Genomic DNA, 18,025 nt, shown 5'->3' on the forward strand with positions numbered 1-18,025 from the left:
CACGGCGTTCCCGCAAGGGCGCACATCCAGGGGGCCGGCAGCGTTCCCGCCTATTACCCGGCCTTCCGTTGCGATTTGCGCGCCAGGAACGGCGCCATGTAGCGGCGAGGCTCATCGGTGGTGAACGCCTCGCCGAAGGCCTCCACGCTGCGGTCCAGACCGGCCTGGATCGAGGACCCGGTCCAATAGCGCAGCAAGGCCTTCTGCGAGCGCACCGCGGCCGGCCCGCTGGCCGCGATCGCCGCCACGGTGCGTTCGACCAGCGCGTCCAGCTCGCCGGCCTCGCACAGAAATTCCAGAAAGCCCCAGTCCCGCGCCTGCGCGGCGTCCACCGTCTCGCCGGTCAGCAGCAGCCAGTTGGTCGGACCCTGACCGATGAGCGCGGGCAGCAGCACCGCATGGATCACCGACGGAATGCCGACGCGCACCTCGGGCATGCCGAACACGCCGTCCGCCGAACCCAGGCGGATGTCGCAGGCGGCCGCCAGCTCCATGCCGGCGCCCAGGCAAAAACCCGGCAACCGTGCGATGGTCGGCACCGGGATATCCGCCACGGCGTCGCACAGGTCACGCAGCCGCGTGATGAACGCGCGCGCGGTCGGCGGGTCCAGCTCGGCCATCTCATGGATGTTGGCCCCGCCCACGAAGGCCCGGTCGCCCGTGCCGCGGATGACCACCGCGCGCGCGTCGTCCTGCGCGGCGATCCAGCGCGCGGCCTCGGTCAGGCCACGCGTGACGGCCGAGGCCAGGATGTTCAGGCTCTTCGCGTCGTGGATCTGCAGGGTGTAGACGCCGCGCGAATCGCGCGTCACGCGGGCGTGGGGGAACGTGGGGATGGGCGCAGTCATGAAGTCTCCGGCTAGAAATGTTTGCCGTCGATGCTACCGGCGGCTTTTGATGACAATAAACCTCTCGTACACTTGCCGCATGCTACGCATCGACAACCTCAGCAAGCGCTACGGCGACCATATCGTGTTCCAGGGCCTCTCGCACGCCTTCGCGCCGGGCTGCGTGGCGCTCTGCGAAGAAGACAGCACCGGAAAATCCAGCTTGCTCGCCATCATTGCCGGCGCGCTGGCGCCCGATAGCGGCGACGTCCTTATCGACGGGCACTCGCTGCGCGATGCGCCGCTTGCGGCGCAGTCCCGTCTGGCCTATGTGCCGGACAACTGCATGGCATTTCCCGAGCAGACGGGCCGCGGCCTGCTGCAGCAGGTGGCGGCAGCCAAGCACGTTGCGCTGGACGACGCCGTGCTGGACCTGGCCCATCGGCTGGGATTGGAGCCGCATCTGGACAAGCGTTTCGAGCAGATGTCCACGGGCACGCGGCGCAAGGTCTACCTGACGGCCGCCGCGCTGGGTGACCCGGCGGTTGTCGTGGCCGACGGTCCCAGCAACGGGCTGGATGCCCAGGCGCGCGGCGTGTTGGCCGACGTCTTCAAAACCTGGGCGCAGACGCGCGTCGTGCTGTTCGCCAGCCATGACCCCGAACTGGTGCAGGCGTGCGGCGCCCGCACCGTCAACGTGGCCGACCTGCGCTGAGCAACCGGTTGCCCGGCGCTGCCGTCAAAAGCGGATGGTCACCCCCGCAATTGGCCCCTGCAGCACCACGTCGTATTTGAAGCCGTTGCGCTCGTAGTCCACGCCCATTGCCCGGTACCCGACCGTCGCCGACACCGATTTGTTGAAGCTGTAGCCCACGCCAAGACCGAGGTCCCAGTCCGCCTGCGCGCCCCCGGCGCCGATCATGCCCCAGCCCGTCAGATAGGCCTTGGGATGAAAGTTGTAGGTGCCTCGCACGCCCACCATGGCATCCACCCACGTCGCGCTGTCGCTGCGCTTGCGTCCGTCAGCAAACCGCCCCTTGAACGTGATGTCCGTGTCCACCGACCACACCCGCAACCCTGCGACCACGTCCAGGCTGTGTTCGGACCGGTCCAGCACGGAATAGCCCCCGCCGATCAGGCCGGTGAACGACGTGCTCTTCACGTCCGCACCGGAGGCAAGGATGCCTCTCGGCGTGTCGCCTTGCGCGCCCACCTTCACGTACAGCAGGTCGCCAATGATGCTATAGCGCCCCTTGCGCGCGTCGCCCATCAGCATGGCGGCAAAGTCCAGGTTGTCGAAGATCTTGTCGAAGCTGGCGCTGATGTCGACCGTCGGCAGGCGCCCATGCGTGACTTTTCCCGACAGCGCCGGCGCCCACAGATACGGCGAGACCGAGAATTGCCATTCGTCGGAAACCGCAGCGTCCAGCACGGGCGCTGGCGTCGTCTCGGCCGCGTCGGCGGCCCCTAATGGCAACGCCGCGCATGCCAGGCAGACAGTGATGTGCTTTCTCATCGCGAGATCCCCGAGGCCCGAAGGCATGTCAAAAAAAGGGCGCGGCGCCCCGCCCAAACGCGGGGCGCGTCATGCCGCCATGACCGCGTCAGCTCACCCGCCGCACCGGCGGCACCGTCCACGACCCGTTGATGATCGACGGGTCGCTTTCGTTGGGCCAATACAGGCGCATCATCAGGATGAATCGGCCCTTGGGCGCCGGCAGCCAGTTCGATTCCAGCTCGGGGCCCGGCGATTCGTTCTGGATCAACAGATCGATCGTGCCGTCGGGTTTTCGCTTGAGCGGCTGGCGTTCGCTGATGGAATAGCGATTCAGCGGGTTATCAACGAAGAAGTAGTTCTGGTCATACATGGTCAATGACCAGAACCCCGACACGGGCGGCGTCAGGCCTTTCTTGAACGTCAGCACGTACTTTTCGGACCCGTTGTATTCGCGCAGGATCGCCCCGTTGGACGACCGCAACGAGGTCGGGTAGATGGCGTCTTGCGGCCGGTTCGCACCCAGCCCGATGGCGGTGACCAAGGCCCGTTGCAGGTAGTTGGTGCCGTAGATCCCCGTCTTGGTCGTAAAGCCCCACCCGTCGATATGCTGGATGTCGCCATCGGTGGACCGGAAATGCGCCATGATCCGCGCGAATCCCGTCTCGGGCACCCGCCTGGCAAAATCGGCAGGCAACTTGGACTTGTCGAAATCCTGCCCAGGCACGATGCCGATGGTGGCCATTTTTTCCACCATGGGCGCGTCCGCCGCGGTCGGCGGATTGCGCTTGAGCAACTGCGCAAACAACGCAAAGTACTCGTGGGCATCCATGTTGTTGACCTGGTCGCGCACCGGCGTCTTCATGTCGATGGCCGGATCCACCTTGCCCTGCGGCGCTGTCCACGCCTTGCCCCAGCCGCTCAGCGGCGCGATCTTCACCTGGTCCTGCAGCTTGTGCACTTCTGCATAGTCCTCCGGCGTGCCCGTGCAATAGATGCGGCCCAGCAGCCAGACGATGCTCGTGGGCGACTTGTATTGCTTCATGCCCTGCGGCACGGCGCCTTCCCAGCCCGGCCCCGTCACGACGAAGGTCTGCGCGCCGGTGCCCGTCGTGCGCTTGCCCGGCACGTCGAACACGGTTGTCCATCCATCCAGCAGCGGAAACAGCGCGTAGCGGCCGTTCATGTCGGGCAGGCTGATGACCCAGGGCTCGTCGCCGACATCGAAAAAGGCGGTGGTGTACAGGGTGTCGGCGTTCGGCGCCGTCACGTCGCGGAACTTGGCGTCCGGATACTCGCGCAGCTTGATGAGCTGGCCCATCGGGGCGCGCGTGCCTTTAGGCTCGGCGACGTTGGTGATCACCCGGCGGGTCATCTCCATGGTCACCAGCGGGTAGGCGTAGATGTAGGCTTCGGTGGCCAGGACGAAACGGTCGTCGGCTTCCGGCAGGTTTGCCACTAGCCCTTCGGAGGCGGCTGCCGAGGCCCGGAACGCCGGTCCCAGCGATCCTGCAGCCAGCAGGGCCAATCCCCCTGCGTTCAGTTTGCGGCGAGTTAGCTTCATTGTTATCGCTCCAATGGATGGGTCTGACGAAGGTCACTTCGGGGACTTCCAACAAGCACGACGGTGTTTTCAAGCTAATGCGCATTCGGTGGTGATGTGTCGGGGCACGCTCCAAGGATCAGGGTCAGGGAAACCACGGCAGACGGCAGGCAGCGCGCCGCCGAAGGGCGGACTGCCTTTGTGCGCATGGCCAAGGGGAAAGCACGGGTGCGCGAGCGCGCACGCGAGGGGAAGGCGGGGTGGACGTCCAAGAATGGGCTCCCTGAAGAAATCAGAGCAAACGCACCACTGAAGGAACTGGGCTACGGACCATCCATTCGACCGGCTCGCGCGAGGACGAAGCGGTTTCGGTCAATCTATGCGCAGTTTTTTAGCGGCTCAAGTAGCCGGAATGACTACGACCATCCGCCATTGGTCGCAATCCGCTGCCCTATTTGCCCTTGCCGATCGACAGGGGCACGCCCCACACCGGATCCTGCATGCCCTGCTTGCCCAGGGGCGTGATCTGCATCGGCTTGAGCTTGGACAGCAATTCGCGCTGCGCGTCGGTCAGGTTCGTGCGCTGCGCGAAGTACTTCTGCGCAAAATCCATCGGCGCGGGCCACGTGTAGACCGTGAAGTCTTCCAGCGGGCACTCGATCATCTTCGGGTCCACCGCGCGGCAGGCGGACTGCTTGAACGTGTAGCTGGGCGTCTTCATGTGCATGCGCTGGCTCAGCACCAGATCCCCGCCCTTGAGCGTGAAGCTGGCCAGCGCCAGCTTGGGCAGCACACGCGACTGCACCTTGATGGCCGGGATGTCGCGCGACGTGGTGTCTTCGTAGTAACCGGCGCGCGATCCCGGCGTGGTTTCGGTGACCTGCTGCTCGCCCCAGGCGACGCAGGCGCCCGACCCGCGATGCACGGCCGTGCACACCTTCTGCGTGCTGGTGCGCGAGCCCGTGGTGCCTTCGTGCCAGTTCGTTTCCTTGTAGAACTCGCGGTACAGCTCGGGCGACAGGTACGCGGTGCCGTTGGCGCCCCGGCCCGACCCTTCCGCGCCGGGGCGCGCGCCGATCTGATTCAGCGTGGCATTGAGCTTGTAATCGTCTCCACCCGTCAGCAGGTACTTGCCCGGCGGCAGGATGTGGACTTCAAAGGCCTTGAACAGGTAGGTCGTGTCCTTGTCCCGCTGCAGCGAATTGTTCTGGAACTTGCGCCCGAAGGTGATGCGCGGGTCCGCCTCGAACATCCAGACGGTGTTGCCGGTCCAGGTCGTCATCAGCATGGCGTCCTTCAGCGAGGCGTGCGGCATCAGGTCCGCGACCAGCACCACGGCCATGTTCGCCTTCATCGCCTCGCCGATCAGGTCGACCAGCTTGCCGTATCGCGGATCGTCCGCCGTGCCCTCGCCGTTGGACGACGGAATGGTGACGCAGCCCGACAGGGTCAGGGCAAGCGTCAGGGCAGACAGGGCAAGGCGCGGGCGCGGCAGGGACATGGGATCGATCCTTGGGTCGGTAAGACGGCAATGTGCGCGCATCCTACCGGCTTGGGAACGGTTCGCAACATCCGGTTTGGCCGCTGAAACAGTTGGTGGCAGGCAACGTGACGCAGAACTGCGCCGACAAAGCGCATTCCGGGAAAATCAGCCGTAATGGGTTGTTTCGAATGTTTCGCTTGGGGCTCGACGACGCTCCGCCGCCCCGCCTTGTCCGCCAGTAACTTCGCCGCTATGCCCGGCTCAATGCCCGCGGCAGATCCGTGCCGTAGTCGTCATGGGCATAGACCATCGCCGGCAGGGGCGACACGGCGCGGCCTCCTTGTTCCCATAGCATTTCGACCCAATCGGCCGCCACGTCGGCTATCGCGTCCTGCACGCAGAACGCCGGCTCGGTGGAAAACATGGGCACCGGCGGCTCCAGTCCTGCTTCTCCGTGCACCACGTCAAAGAGATCGCGGAAGCCCTCGATGGCTTTATTGAGCACATACAGATCCGGCCCTTCCAGCCCGATCACCACCGAAAAGGTCCCTTCGCCGCCCTGGTCGGGAAAGATGCCGAACTGGATCTCGCGCGCCTTCTCGGGCAATCGCGCGAACATGCCGGCCAGCGTGTGCAGCGCGGCCGCCGTGTGCGCGTCCAGCGCGCGGCGCAGCGCGTCCTGATAATCGTGTTTCGTCATCGCGCCAGCATAGCGCATGGCGGCAAGGCATCACGCGTCGACGGGCATCCCGTCCAGCAGCTTGTCCAGCGTCACCGGATAGTTCCGCACGCGCACGCCGGTCGCGTTGTACACCGCATTGGCGATGGCCGCCGCCACGCCGCACAGGCCCAGCTCGCCGACGCCCTTGGCCTTCATCGGCGACGACACCGGATCGTCCTCGTCCAGGAAGATGACCTCCTGACGTGGAATGTCGGCATGAACGGGAACCTCGTAGCTTGCCAGGTCGTGGTTGACGAAATAACCCAGGCGATGGTCGACGGCCAGCTCCTCCATCAACGCCGCGCCCACGCCCATGGTCATGGCGCCGATGACCTGGCTGCGCGCGGTCTTGGGATTGAGGATGCGGCCGGCGGCGCAGACCGCCAGCATGCGGCGCACGCGGGTTTCGCCGGTGGCGGCGTCCACGGCCACTTCCACGAAGTGCGCGCCGAAGGTGGACTGCTGAAATTTCTTGTCCAGGTCGCCGAACTCGATCGCGTCTTCCGCGACCAGCTCGCCGCCCGACGCCGCGCGCACCAGGGGCGCCGAGCGTCCGCCGGCATCGGTGACCATCCCGTCGGCAAACACCGCGCCCGCCGCATCGAAACCCAACTGTTCAACGACCCGCGCGCGCAACTTCTCGCACGCCGCGTAGACGCCGGCCGTGGAACTGTTCGCGCCCCATTGGCCGCCCGAGCCCGCCGACACGGGAAAGGACGAATCGCCCAGGCGCACGACCACGCGCGACAGCGGCACGCCCAGCATTTCGGCCGCCGTCTGCGCAATGATGGTGTAGCTGCCGGTGCCGATGTCGGTCATGTCGGTCTCGACGATCACGCGGCCCGTCGCGTCCAGCCGCACGCGCGCGGCCGACTTGGTCACCAGGTTGTTGCGAAAGGCGCTGGCCACGCCCAGCCCGATCAGCCACTGCCCTTCCCGCCGCGCACCGGGTTTGGGATCCCGCTTGTCCCAGCCGAAGTGGCGGGCGCCGGTCTGCAGGCATTCGACAAAACGCCGGCGCGAGAACGGCCGCGACGGATCGGTGGGATCGACCTGGGTGTCGTTCACCACGCGGAACTGCACGGGATCCATGTCCAGCGCCTCTGCCATCTCGTCGATGGCGATCTCCAGGGCCATCATGCCCGGCGCCTCGCCGGGCGCGCGCATCGCGTTGCCTTCGGGCAGGTCCAGCGTCATCAGGTTCAGCGCGGTGTGCTGGTTGGCGCCGGCATACAGCAGCTTGGTCTGCTGCACGGCCTCTTCCGGCTGGCCGTCCGGCAGGTCACCGGACCAGCTTTCGTGCGAAATCGCCGTCAGCTTGCCGTCCCGCCCCGCGCCCAGCCGGATGCGCTGGATCGTGGCGGGCCGGTGCGTGGTGTTGTTGATCACCAGCGGACGCGGCAACGCCACCTTGACCGGCCTGCCCGCCTCGCGCGCGGCCAGCGCGGCCAGCAAGGCGTCCGCGCGCACGAAAAGCTTGCCGCCGAAACCGCCGCCGATGTAGGGCGAGATCAGGCGCACGTTTTCCTTGGGAATACCCAGCGTGCGCGCCACGTCCGACCGTCCCCACGCAATCATCTGGTTGGACGTCCACAGCGTAAGCTTGTCGCCCTTCCAGACGGCGAGCGACGCGTGCGGCTCCATCATGGCGTGCGACTGGTCAGGCGTGGTGTAGGTGGAGTCGATCTTGACGGGCGCGTCTGCAAACGCGGCATCGAAGTCGCCCGTGTCCGTCTTGGGAATGTGCTTGCCCGAGGCGCCGTTGTCCCGCAATGCCGCCAGGTCGTACGCGCCCGGCGCCCGCGCATACTGCACGCGAACGAGCTTGGCGGCCGCGCGCGCCTCCTCGAACGTGTTGGCCACCACCACCGCAATGGCCTGGTGATAGTGCTGGATTTCCGGGCCGCCCAGCAGCGTGGCCGTGTTCATCTTGCCCTTGCCCAGCTTGCCGGCGTTCTGCGCGGTCACGATGGCCAGGACACCCGGCGCGCGGCGCGCAAGATCGGTGTCCATGGCGGTGATGGCGCCCTTCGCGATGGCCGCGCCCACCACATAGCCGACCGCCGCATTCGGCGCGATGTCGTGATGCTCGTAGGCATACGGGGCCTGGCCGCTCGTCTTGAGCGGACCGTCGATGCGATCGACGGGCTGGCCCACGACCTTGAGCTGGTCGATGGGATTCTGTGTCGCGGGAGTCTCGAATTTCATGGCCTTACGTCCTCGCTTGCGTCAAGACGGCGCCAAGCGCGCGCCGCGCCAGGGTCAGCTTGAAGGCGTTGTCTGGCGTGGGCGCGGCGCCCGCCAACAGCGCATCGGTCACGCGCGCCGCGCCATCCGGCAGCTGCGCTTCCGCCGACGCATCGCGCCACGGTTCAGGCGCCACGCCGCCCAGCGCCACGCGCCCGGCGCCATCGTCCTGCACCACGACGGCTACCGACACCAGCGCAAACGCATATGACGCGCGGTCGCGCACCTTGCGGTAGAAGTGCTTGCCGCCCAGGGGCTTGGGCAGCACCACCCCGGTGATCAGTTCGCCCGCGTCCAGATGGGTCTCGATGTGCGGCGTGTCGCCGGGAAGCCGGTAGAAGTCGGCAATGGGAATGACCCGCCGCGTCGCATCCGGGCGCACCGTCTCGACCTTCGCGTCCAGAACGCGCATCGCCACCGCCATGTCGCTGGGATGCGTGGCGATGCAGGCCGGGCTGCCTCCGACCACGGCCAGTTGCCGCGTCACGCCGCCGATTGCGGAACAGCCGCTGCCGGGCACGCGTTTGTTGCAGGGCTGATTGGTGTCGTAGAAATAGGGGCAGCGCGTGCGTTGCAGCAGATTGCCGGCGGTCGTGGCGCGATTGCGGATCTGCGCCGAAGCGCCTGCCAGCAGGGCGCGCGCCAGCACCTCGTAATCGCGGCGCACGGTCTCGTGAGCCGCCAGGTCCGCATTACGCACCATCGCGCCAATGCGCAGACCGCCGTCGCCGGCCGGTTCGATCCGGTCCAGGTCCAGGCCGTTGACATCGATCAGATGCGAAGGCGTTTCCACCTCGATCTTCATCAGGTCCAGCAGATTGGTGCCGCCGGCGATGAACCGGGCGCGCGGCTCGCGCGCGGCGCTGGCCGCCGCCTCGGCGTCGGTCCGGGGACGCTCGTACGTGAAGGCTCTCATGCCTTGCCCTCCGCGACGTCTTCGATGGCATCCAGGATGTTGGCGTAGGCGCCGCAGCGGCAGATGTTGCCGCTCATGCGTTCGCGGATTTCCTCGGGGGACAGCAGCGGGCGTTCGTTCAGCGATCCGGTCACGTGGCTGGGCATGCCGCGCGCGGCCTCGTCCAGCATGCCCACCGCCGAACAGATCTGCCCCGGCGTACAGTAGCCGCACTGGTAACCGTCATGCTTGACGAATGCAGCCTGCAGCGGATGCAGCGCGCCCGGCGTGCCCAGCCCCTCGATGGTGGTGATCTGCTGGCCATCGTGCATGACGGCCAGCGTCAGACAGGAATTGATGCGCTTGCCGTCCAGCAGCACCGTACAGGCGCCGCATTGCCCGTGATCGCAGCCCTTCTTGGTGCCGGTCAGGTGCAGGTGCTCGCGCAGCGCGTCCAGCAGGCTCGTGCGCAGGTCCAACGCCAATTCGTGGGTGTTGCCGTTCACGGTCAGCGTGACGGTGGACTTCAGGCTTTGCGGCGGCGCGGTGTTCTGGGCAGCGGACATGGCAGGCGTTCCGAGTGCGGTGGCGGACGCGGCGCCCGCCTTGAGCAGGTTGCGCCGCGACATATTGATATCAGTGGGATTTTCCAAGGTTGGAACTCCTGTAAGCGTCCGGCGGGCCGAAGCCCGGACATCCAGGGCGGGTTCCCAGCAAGCGGTGTGCCTGGCCGCGAGCCGCGGGCGTAACGATGCGCACGCCCGCGTGCATGGCCCCCTGGAATTCCCGATAAGATCGTCGTCAACAATCGATGATAGCGACGGCAATCGCCCGGCCGCCACGCCAACCTGACAAGAAAATGTTCGATCTCGAAACCAATCCGGACAACGCAGCGTCCCCGCGCTGCCTGGGCATTCTGCTTGCTGCCGGGCGCGGCCGGCGCTATGCCGGCGCCGCCGGGGGCCAGGACAAATTGCTTGCGCCCCTTGCGGACGGCGTGCCCGTGGTGGCCGCCGCCGCGGCGACGCTGCGCGCGGCCACCACGCGCGTCGTGGCGATCACTCGCGCGGATAACGACCGCGTCGCCGCGCTACTGGCGCAGGCCGGATGCGAGGTCGTGACGATCGATCCGCGCGCCGACGGCATGGGCGACAGCCTGGCTGCCGCCGCGCGCCACGTCATGCAGACCGCCGGCGCGGACATCCACGCCTGCCTCGTCGCCCTGGGCGACATGCCGTGGATCCGCCCGGACACCTGCCTGCGGGTCGCGCAGGCGGCGCGGCTGCATCCGATCGTGGCGCCGGTCTGGCGCGGACAGCGCGGCCATCCGGTCGCCTTTCAGCGGTCGATCTGGCCGGCGCTGGCGGCGCTGTCGGGCGATGTGGGCGCGCGTGCCGTGCTGGCGCGTTACGGCGTGACTGAACTCGCGGTCGAGGACGCGGGCGTATGCGCGGATGTGGATACGCCGGACGACCTGGCGGCTGTGCGGAGCGACAGCCAATAAAGCGGAAATCAGGCCGGCGTCGCGTTGCCGACGCGCTGGCCGATCACCGGCGCCCCGGCCGGCTCGGCATGACGCGGCAGGGCCACCCGGAAACTCGTCACGTCGTCGCGCGAGTCCACGCTGATGCGCCCGCCATGAGAGGCCACGATCTGTTGCGCAATGAACAGGCCCAGACCCAGGCCGTGATGACCGCCGGGGCGGCGCGCGCCGCTGCGAAACGGGTTGAACAGGTGCGGGAGCAGCTCGGGCGGAATGGTGCCGCCATTGGACACCGTCACGACCACCTCGCACGGGGCCTCGCCATTGACCTCGACGCGAACCGGCGCGGTCTTGCTGCCATGATGCAAGGCGTTGCCGACCAGGTTGGCGATGACCTGGGAGATGCGCGCGCCGTCCCATGAACCGGCCGCGTCGCCGCGGCTAAGCGATTCCACGTGGCGCTCGGGAAAGCCCGTGCGCACCTCGTCCAGCGTGCGCTCGACCAGCGCATCCATGCGCAGGGCTTCCGGCGACAGCGCAAGGCCGCCCGCCTGGCGGATGCGCGTCACATCGAGCAGGTCTTCGATCAGGCACGACATGCGCTCGCTGCTTTGCAGCATGCGCCGCGCCAGGCTGGCCACGCGCTCGTCGTCGCCGCGGCGCTGCAGCACCGTGGCGCCCATGATGATGGCCTGAAGCGGCGTACGCAGGTCGTGGCTCAGCACCGCCATGAACATTTCGTTCACCCGCAGCGCCTCGGTGCGTTCTTCCAGCTGCTGCGCCAGCGCACGCTTGCGCTCGTGCAGCTCGAAGAACACGTTCGCCTTGCTGCGCAGCATGTACGGGTCCACCGGCTTGTACAGGAAGTCCACCGCGCCGCTCTCGTAGCCGCGGAACTGCCAGTTTTGCTCGCGCGAGCCGGCGGTGATGAAGATCAGCGGAATGTGGCGCGTGCGCTCGCTGCCCCGGATCAGTTCGGCCAGATCAAAGCCGTTCATGTCGGGCATCTGCACGTCCAGCAACGCCAGCGCGACGTCGCCGTGGCGCAGCAACAGCTCAAGCGCCTGCGGGCCGGATTCGGCCTTCAGCACCTCGACACGGTCGCTGGCAAGCAGCGCCTCGAGCGCAATCAGATTCTCCGGAATGTCGTCGACCAGCAGGCATTTGATGCGGTCGTCGTGGGAAGGGGCTGATGTCGGGATCATGGTGTCAATGCGGTTGGGTGTCAGGGCAGCCGCCTCGTGGGCAACTGCGCGAAAACGGCGGCAATCTCGTCGGGCGTCAGGGCCCGCGCCGCCGGAACCAGCGCCAGCGCGGCGTCCGGCATGGTGCGCACGGGGGCCGACTCGGGCGACTGCACCAGCGTGCGGCCGCCGGCAGCCTGGATGGCGGCCAGGCCTTCGGCGCCGTCCTCGTTGGCGCCCGACAGCAGCACGCCCAGCAGCCGATCGCCATAACAATCGGCCGCTGATTGGAAAAGCACGTCAATGGACGGGCGCGAAAAATTCACCGGCGGGTCGATCGACAGCGCCAGGCGCGGCCCCCGATCCACCAGCAGGTGGTAGCCGGGTGGCGCGAAATACACATTGCCGGGCTGTATCGGCTGCTGGTCCTGGGCTTCCAGCACGGTCAACGCGCAGCGGTAGCCAAAAATGTCCGGCAGCAGGCTGCGCCGGTCGCACGGCAGATGCAGCACCACGACCACACCGGCGCGCAGGCCGGCCGGAAGCGCCGGCAGCAAGACATTCAGGGCGTCGATCGCGCCCGAGGACCCGCCGATGACGATCGCATCCCAGGAGGCTGCGGCCTGCGCATCGGCACGAGGGTCCGGTGCGCGCGCGGTCACAGGTCAGCCTTCTTGCGGTAGATGCGGTCCACCAGCACGAAGTCGTCAAAACCGTCGGCCTGCGCCGAGAACCGGACCGATTCCCGGGACCCCAGTCCCAGGAATCCGCGATGCACCAGCGCATCGTGGAACAGTCCCAGCGCCCGGTTCTGCAGGTCGCGCTCGAAGTAGATGAGCACGTTGCGGCACGACACCAGATGCACTTCGGCGAACACGCTGTCCGTGGACAGGCTGTGGTCGGAGAACACCATGTGTTCGCGCAGCGACTTGTCGAACACCACCCGGCCATAGCGCGCCGTGTAGTAGTCGGACAGCGAGCTGCGTCCGCCGGACTGGGCGTGGTTGGCCGTGAAGGCCGCCGCCCGGTCCAGGTCGAAGACGCCCTGCTCGGCCGCGCGAAGCGCGTGCGGATTGATATCGGTGGCATAGATCAGCGACCGGTCCAGCAGGCCTTCCTCGTGCAGCAGGATGGCCAGCGAATAGACCTCTTCGCCGGTGCTGCACCCGGCCACCCACACCTTGATCGAGGGATAGGTGCGAAGAATGGGCACGACCTCGCGGCGCAGCGCCAGGAAGTAGCTGGGGTCGCGGAACATGTCGCTGACCTGCACCGTCAGGTATTGCAGAAGGCCAGTGAAAACGGACGGATCGTGCAGCACGCGGTCCTGCAGTTGCGACAGCGTCTTGCAATCGAACTCGCCCAGCGCGGTGCGCAGGCGCCGTTTCAGCGAGGCCTGCGCATACTCGCGAAAGTCATAGTGATACCGGTGATAGATGGCATCGAGCAGCAGCCGCTGCTCGATGTCTTCGATGTGCGCCTTGTTCTGTGTCGGCATGGGCGTGATCGCTGTGTCCTGGTCGGGTCAGGCTTACTTGCGCATCCAGACGCGCACCAGCGACAAGAGGCGCTCGACATCCAGCGGCTTGGAGATGTAGTCGTTGGCTCCCGCGGCCAGGCATTTCTCCTGGTCGTCCTTCATGGCCTTGGCCGTCAGGGCGATGATGGGCAGCCGGCGCCATTCGGGCCGCGCGCGGATCTCGCGCATGGCCGTGTAGCCGTCCATCTCCGGCATCATGATGTCCATCAGCACCAGGTCGACCGCCCGATGGCCGTTCGCGCCGGCGCGGCCCAGCGCATCCAGCGCCTCGCGTCCGTTGCGCGCGATCTCCACGTGCAGGCCGGTGGGCTCCAGGATGCTGGACAGCGCGAACACGTTGCGCACGTCGTCTTCCACCACCAGCACGGTGCGGCCTTCCAGCGTGGTGTCGCGGCTGCGCGCCAGCTCCAGCATCTGGCGCTGCTGCGGCGGCAGCTCGGCTTCCACCTGGTGCAGGAACAGCGTCACTTCGTCCAGCAGGCGCTCGGGCGAGCGCGCGTCCTTGATGATGATCGACTTGGAGAAGCGGCGCAGCTGCTGTTCTTCGTCGCGCGACAGCGCGCGGCCGGTGTACACGATCACCGGCGGGAACGACACGCTGTCCTGCTCGGCCATTTCGCGCAGAAGTTCGTAACCGCTCATGTCGGGCAGGTTCAGGTCCATCACCACGCAGTCGTAGGTGGTGTCGCGCAGCAGCGTCAGCGCATCGCCGGCGGTGGCGGCCAGCACGATCTCGACGTCGTCGCGCGCCAGCAGTTCGCGCACGCTGTCGCGTTGGCGGTCATCGTCCTCGACGACCAGCACGCGACGCACGTTCTGCGTGAACTTGGCTTCCAGCCGGTGCAGCGCATGAACCAGTTCCTCGCGCTTGACCGGCTTGAGCGCGTAACCCACCGCGCCGCGGACCAGCGCTTCCTGCGCGTAGTCTGCCACCGACACGATGTGGACCGGGATGTGCCGGGTGGCCGGATTGCGCTTGAGCTGGTCCAGCACGCCCAGGCCGGAAAAGTCGGGCAGGTTCACGTCCAGCACGATCGCATCGGGCCGCCGCTGGGACGCCAGCGCCAGGCCATCCGTCGCGGTATGCGCGGTCAGGCAGCCAAAGCCCATCTCGTGCGCCAGATCGGACAGGATGCCGGCAAAGCGCTCGTCGTCCTCGATGACGAGGATGGTGCGGGCATACGTTTGCGCGGGTTCCGGTTCGGCGGGCTCAGCCGACGCTTGCGGGTCGGCCTGCGAGGTGGCGGGAACGGCGTGCGTGGCCGGGGCCGGTTGCGCCGGGATCGCGGGCATCGCAGGCGCATCGGTCCGATCCTTGGCCGCCGGCGCGGGCGAAACAACCAGCAGGTTCATCGGCAGCAGCAGCGTGAACACGCTGCCCTGCCCGGGGGTGCTGGTCAGCGACAGCGTGCCGCCCAGCAGCTTGGCCAGATCGCGCGAAATCGACAGGCCCAATCCGGTGCCGCCGTGCTTGCGGTGCGTGCTGCCGTCGGCCTGGCGGAACGCCTCGAAAATCAGTTCGTGCTGTTCGGCGGGCACGCCGATGCCGGTATCGTGCACCGCAAAGGACACCATCCTGCCCGGCGCCCGCGCCACGCGCAGCGCCACGAATCCCTTGTCGGTGAACTTGATGGCGTTGGACAGCAGGTTTTTCAGCACCTGCCCCAGGCGCTGCGGATCCGTGCGCAGGGTGTCGGGCACGTCGCGCGCGATATCCAGTTCCAGCTTCAGCCCCTTTTCTTGGGCCAGCGGCTGCAACGGCTCCAAAAGGCGCTGGAGGGTCGAAGCAACGGCCACCTCTTCGACCTCCACGGTGGCCTGGCCAGCTTCGATCTTGGCCAGATCCAGGATGTCGTTGATGAGCGCCAGCAGGTCGCGTCCCGCCGCGTGGATGGTCTGGGCGTACTTCACCTGGTCGGCAGACAGGTTGCCCGTCTTGTTGTCGGACAGCAGCTTGGCCAGGATCAGCGTCGAATTCAGCGGCGTGCGCAGCTCGTGGCTCATGTTGGCCAGGAACTCGCTCTTGTACTGGCTGGCCTGCGTCAACAGGCGCGCCTTGTCCGTCAGCGCGCTTTGCACGCGCAGAAGCTGTTCGGTCTGGGATTCCAGATTAAGGTTGGTCTGCTCAAGCTCGGTCTGCTGCAATTCCATGCGCGCCTGCGATTCCTGCAGGATGCGGCTTTGCTGCTCCAGCTCTTCGTTGCTGACGCGCAGCTCTTCCTGCTGGGTCTGCAACTCTTCGGACTGGCGCTGCGTCTCGGCCAGCAGCGCTTCCAGACGCGAACGGTCCATGCCCGCCCGGATCGCCGACGCCAGCATTTCCGACGCGCCTTCAAGCAGGCTGCGCTCGCTCTCGCTGACCGAATGATTGAAGCCCAGCTCGATGACGGCATACACGCGCTCGTACTGCATGGCCGGCGCCACCACCAGTTCGGTCGGCGTCGAGCGCCCCGTGGCCGACGACACTTCCAGGTGGCCGGGAGGGACGTTGCGCACGTGCAGCAGCTTGCGCGACGTGGCCGACTGGCCGGCCAGGCCCTGCGCCAGCGGGATCTTTTGCGGCAGCCGCTCGGGCGGCAGCGCGTAGCCGCCAAAAAGCTCCAGATCGTCACCATTGACGACATACCCCGCGCCGACGCTGGCATGCAGGTACTCGGCCAGGTAATCCAGCGCCCGCCTGCCGATTTCATCCAGGCGCAGGTCGCCCCGCAGCCGCATGCTGAGACCGGTCAGGCCCGTCGTCACCCACGCCTGCCGCGCCTTGATGCGGTATTCGCGGATGGTCATGCCGGCCGAGGCCAGGATCAGGGCCAGAAGCACCATCGCGCCGCCCCACGAATAGTAGGTCGACGTCGTCGAGGCCTGGTTCCACGCATTGCGCTCGCGCTGGATCTGATCCATCTGCAGTGCGTAAAGCTCGCCGACCAGATCGCGCAGCCGGTCCATGGCGTCCTTGCCCGAATCGGTCCGCACCACCGCCATCGCGCCCTCGGCGTCGCCCGCCTTGCGCATTTCGATGGTGTTGTTCAGTTCGCTCAGCTTTTGCTGCGTGATGCCGGCGATGTCATTGGCGATCCGGCGCTGCGCGGTATTGTCATTCGCGGCTTCCTTCACGACCGCCAACCGCTGCTCGATCAGCGGCACGGAGCGCACGTAGGGTTCCAGATAAGACGGGTCGCCCGTCAGCAGATAGCCTCGCTGCCCGATCTCGGCGTCTTTCAAGGCGGAATTGAACAGGCTGAGCTGGCGCAGTGACTCGGTGGCGCGGTCCATGGCCTGGACGGCCCGCGCCCGGGTGTCCGCGGACCGGACGTTGACGAAGGCAATGACCAGCGTGGCCACTGCCGCCAAGACGAATCCGGCCATCAAAGTGCGAGGAAAGGCAAGGCGGCTGGCGGGCTGCGGCGATTTCAGCATGAGGTCGATTTACCAAATCAGGAAAGGCGCGCGAATCGCGCAATGCGAGGATCCGAAGGATTATGCGGACCGAACAAGGCCATAGAAATCTTTCGAACTGTGCAACTATACAGGTACCTGAAGCGAGATGGTTGCGTATGGATACAACTACGACACCCTATCAGCCCGGGCATGCCCTAGGATTCCGCCTGCACGCACTGCCCCCTACTCGCGGCTGCCGCCTAGCCCGGCATGCCCCGGCCCTGCCCGCGTGACCGCGCGGCCAGCCGATGGCGCAGACAACCGAATTCCCAGCCGTCCGCGGCACTGACAATCATGAAGAAAATCCTTTTGGTGGACGACCAACCCACGTTGGTCGCCCTGATGAGCGAGTTCCTGAGCAGCGAAGGCTATGACGTAACGACGCATACCGACGGACTCACCGCGCTGCAGCAGATGATTGCGCTGCGCCCCGACCTCGTCATCACCGATCTTTCCATGCCCGGCATGGATGGCGGCGCCCTCCTGACCGCCATGCGGGAAAACGCCTACCTGCACGACACGCCCGTGCTGGTCCTGAGCGGCCGCCCCGAACATGAAATGCTGGAAGCCTGCGGCGAACGCGCGGTCCTGATGCGCAAGCCGGCCAACCCGGATGAAGTGCTGAAGGCGGTGCGCCGCCTGACGCAAGCGGCGCAGCCGCCGTCGCCGGCGCGCGGGGGCTCGGGCCGGCTGACGGCCTCTTTCAGCCGCTTGGGCGCCGCCAGCCCGGAGCGGCTCGTTCAGGCGGCATGACGCCGCGTGACCGGCGTCCTCACCCCACGTGCCCGCCCGCCACGTACATCACCTGACCCGTGATGTAGGACGCCTCGGGCGCCGCCAGAAAGCAGATCGCAGCGGCAACCTCTTCCATGCTGCCCATGCGGTGCATGGGCGTGCCGGCCAGACAATCCGTATACATTTCCCGCTGCCAGATGCGGTCCTGCTCCGAAGGGGCTTCGGTGTTGCGCGGGATGGCGCGCACGCCGCCCTTGGACGCGGAATACGGCACGCGGTAAATGCCACGGGTGGCGTTTGAGCCCACGTTCACAATGGCGCCCCGCCCCTGATTGCGCATCACCGGGGTCACCTCGCGGCACGGCTCCGCGCGGAGCGCGTTATCGGTATGAGGTGGGGGGTGGTGGCGGCATCTCGTCACGGCGATGCCTGCC

General features: G+C 66.9%; 16 protein-coding genes. 3 read left to right on the plus strand and 13 right to left on the minus strand.

The genetic code is table 11. The annotated features are described in order from the left end of the window. Positions 1-53: 53 nt before the first annotated feature. Complete coding sequence (locus QEP15_RS20705; protein WP_280147971.1) at positions 54-848, minus strand: enoyl-CoA hydratase; 795 nt, start codon at positions 846-848, stop codon at positions 54-56. Between the two features lie 79 nt (positions 849-927). On the opposite strand from QEP15_RS20705, the gene QEP15_RS20710 reads away from it, so the two are divergent. Beyond that, positions 928-1,542: an ABC transporter ATP-binding protein gene (locus QEP15_RS20710; RefSeq protein ID WP_280147972.1), complete on the plus strand. Its 615-nt coding sequence runs from the start codon at positions 928-930 to the stop codon at positions 1,540-1,542. Positions 1,543-1,566: 24 nt separating this feature from the next. Here QEP15_RS20710 and QEP15_RS20715 read toward each other — a convergent pair whose 3' ends face one another. From QEP15_RS20715 to paoA, 7 genes are all read right to left on the minus strand, one after another. Beyond that, positions 1,567-2,343, minus strand: coding sequence for a hypothetical protein (locus QEP15_RS20715; RefSeq protein WP_217618725.1), 777 nt, complete (start codon positions 2,341-2,343; stop codon positions 1,567-1,569). A gap of 88 nt (positions 2,344-2,431) precedes the next feature. After that, complete coding sequence (locus tag QEP15_RS20720; protein ID WP_152382460.1) at positions 2,432-3,886, minus strand: DUF1254 domain-containing protein; 1,455 nt, start codon at positions 3,884-3,886, stop codon at positions 2,432-2,434. Between the two features lie 430 nt (positions 3,887-4,316). Further along, the gene (locus QEP15_RS20725; RefSeq protein ID WP_217618726.1) at positions 4,317-5,366 is read right to left on the minus strand and encodes a hypothetical protein; all 1,050 of its coding nucleotides are present in this window, start codon (positions 5,364-5,366) and stop codon (positions 4,317-4,319) included. Between the two features lie 232 nt (positions 5,367-5,598). Then, the gene (locus QEP15_RS20730) at positions 5,599-6,048 is read right to left on the minus strand and encodes a DUF6389 family protein (RefSeq protein ID WP_152382462.1); all 450 of its coding nucleotides are present in this window, start codon (positions 6,046-6,048) and stop codon (positions 5,599-5,601) included. A gap of 30 nt (positions 6,049-6,078) precedes the next feature. Continuing rightward, positions 6,079-8,277 (minus strand): aldehyde oxidoreductase molybdenum-binding subunit PaoC, encoded by a 2,199-nt coding sequence (paoC, locus tag QEP15_RS20735; RefSeq protein WP_280147973.1) that lies wholly within the window; start codon positions 8,275-8,277, stop codon positions 6,079-6,081. 4 nt (positions 8,278-8,281) lie between these two features. After that, positions 8,282-9,232: an FAD binding domain-containing protein gene (locus QEP15_RS20740; RefSeq protein WP_280147974.1), complete on the minus strand. Its 951-nt coding sequence runs from the start codon at positions 9,230-9,232 to the stop codon at positions 8,282-8,284. Further along, the gene (gene paoA / locus QEP15_RS20745) at positions 9,229-9,864 is read right to left on the minus strand and encodes an aldehyde dehydrogenase iron-sulfur subunit PaoA (protein ID WP_280147975.1); all 636 of its coding nucleotides are present in this window, start codon (positions 9,862-9,864) and stop codon (positions 9,229-9,231) included. The genes QEP15_RS20740 and paoA overlap by 4 nt, the downstream gene beginning before the upstream one ends. Positions 9,865-10,070: 206 nt before the next feature. On the opposite strand from paoA, the gene QEP15_RS20750 reads away from it, so the two are divergent. Further along, positions 10,071-10,715 (plus strand): nucleotidyltransferase family protein, encoded by a 645-nt coding sequence (locus QEP15_RS20750; protein WP_280147976.1) that lies wholly within the window; start codon positions 10,071-10,073, stop codon positions 10,713-10,715. Between the two features lie 8 nt (positions 10,716-10,723). On the opposite strand, the gene QEP15_RS20755 is transcribed toward QEP15_RS20750, so the two are convergent. The 4 genes from QEP15_RS20755 to QEP15_RS20770 are packed head-to-tail and all read right to left on the minus strand — an operon-like array spanning position 10,724 to position 16,835. Further along, positions 10,724-11,899, minus strand: a complete 1,176-nt coding sequence (locus QEP15_RS20755; protein ID WP_253854840.1) for a hybrid sensor histidine kinase/response regulator — start codon at positions 11,897-11,899, stop codon at positions 10,724-10,726. A gap of 20 nt (positions 11,900-11,919) precedes the next feature. Next, on the minus strand, positions 11,920-12,540 hold the full coding sequence (locus QEP15_RS20760) for a chemotaxis protein CheB (RefSeq protein WP_056326061.1): 621 nt from the start codon (positions 12,538-12,540) through the stop codon (positions 11,920-11,922). Further along, positions 12,537-13,376, minus strand: a complete 840-nt coding sequence (locus tag QEP15_RS20765) for a CheR family methyltransferase (RefSeq protein ID WP_152382469.1) — start codon at positions 13,374-13,376, stop codon at positions 12,537-12,539. Before QEP15_RS20765 ends, QEP15_RS20760 begins: the two co-directional genes overlap by 4 nt. Before the next feature lie 33 nt (positions 13,377-13,409). Further along, on the minus strand, positions 13,410-16,835 hold the full coding sequence (locus QEP15_RS20770; RefSeq protein WP_280147977.1) for a response regulator: 3,426 nt from the start codon (positions 16,833-16,835) through the stop codon (positions 13,410-13,412). A gap of 315 nt (positions 16,836-17,150) precedes the next feature. On the opposite strand from QEP15_RS20770, the gene QEP15_RS20775 reads away from it, so the two are divergent. Continuing rightward, positions 17,151-17,609: a response regulator gene (locus QEP15_RS20775; protein WP_280147978.1), complete on the plus strand. Its 459-nt coding sequence runs from the start codon at positions 17,151-17,153 to the stop codon at positions 17,607-17,609. A 19-nt stretch (positions 17,610-17,628) separates the two neighbouring features. Here the strand turns inward: QEP15_RS20775 and QEP15_RS20780 are convergent, their stop codons facing one another. Further along, positions 17,629-17,931 carry an SDR family oxidoreductase gene (locus tag QEP15_RS20780; RefSeq protein ID WP_280148937.1) on the minus strand — a complete coding sequence of 101 codons (303 nt, stop codon included), beginning with the start codon at positions 17,929-17,931 and terminating at the stop codon, positions 17,629-17,631. Between the last annotated feature and the right edge of the window lie 94 nt (positions 17,932-18,025).

The sequence above is a fragment of the Achromobacter mucicolens genome, assembly GCF_029866465.1.
Classification (GTDB): domain Bacteria; phylum Pseudomonadota; class Gammaproteobacteria; order Burkholderiales; family Burkholderiaceae_B; genus Achromobacter; species Achromobacter mucicolens.

Excerpts from the sequence above, each read along its gene's own strand:
- QEP15_RS20740 (WP_280147974.1), bottom strand. The coding sequence starts at position 9,232 with ATGAGAGCCTTCACGTACGAGCGTCCCCGGACCGACGCCGAGGCGGCG.
- QEP15_RS20725 (WP_217618726.1), bottom strand. The coding sequence starts at position 5,366 with ATGTCCCTGCCGCGCCCGCGCCTTGCCCTGTCTGCCCTGACGCTTGCC.
- QEP15_RS20775 (WP_280147978.1), top strand. The coding sequence starts at position 17,151 with ATGAAGAAAATCCTTTTGGTGGACGACCAACCCACGTTGGTCGCCCTG.
- QEP15_RS20780 (WP_280148937.1), bottom strand. The coding sequence starts at position 17,931 with ATGCGCAATCAGGGGCGGGGCGCCATTGTGAACGTGGGCTCAAACGCC.
- QEP15_RS20765 (WP_152382469.1), bottom strand. The coding sequence starts at position 13,376 with ATGCCGACACAGAACAAGGCGCACATCGAAGACATCGAGCAGCGGCTG.
- QEP15_RS20755 (WP_253854840.1), bottom strand. The coding sequence starts at position 11,899 with ATGATCCCGACATCAGCCCCTTCCCACGACGACCGCATCAAATGCCTG.
- QEP15_RS20750 (WP_280147976.1), top strand. The coding sequence starts at position 10,071 with ATGTTCGATCTCGAAACCAATCCGGACAACGCAGCGTCCCCGCGCTGC.
- QEP15_RS20770 (WP_280147977.1), bottom strand. The coding sequence starts at position 16,835 with ATGCTGAAATCGCCGCAGCCCGCCAGCCGCCTTGCCTTTCCTCGCACT.
- QEP15_RS20705 (WP_280147971.1), bottom strand. The coding sequence starts at position 848 with ATGACTGCGCCCATCCCCACGTTCCCCCACGCCCGCGTGACGCGCGAT.
- QEP15_RS20730 (WP_152382462.1), bottom strand. The coding sequence starts at position 6,048 with ATGACGAAACACGATTATCAGGACGCGCTGCGCCGCGCGCTGGACGCG.
- QEP15_RS20710 (WP_280147972.1), top strand. The coding sequence starts at position 928 with ATGCTACGCATCGACAACCTCAGCAAGCGCTACGGCGACCATATCGTG.
- QEP15_RS20715 (WP_217618725.1), bottom strand. The coding sequence starts at position 2,343 with ATGAGAAAGCACATCACTGTCTGCCTGGCATGCGCGGCGTTGCCATTA.
- paoC (WP_280147973.1), bottom strand. The coding sequence starts at position 8,277 with ATGAAATTCGAGACTCCCGCGACACAGAATCCCATCGACCAGCTCAAG.
- QEP15_RS20720 (WP_152382460.1), bottom strand. The coding sequence starts at position 3,886 with ATGAAGCTAACTCGCCGCAAACTGAACGCAGGGGGATTGGCCCTGCTG.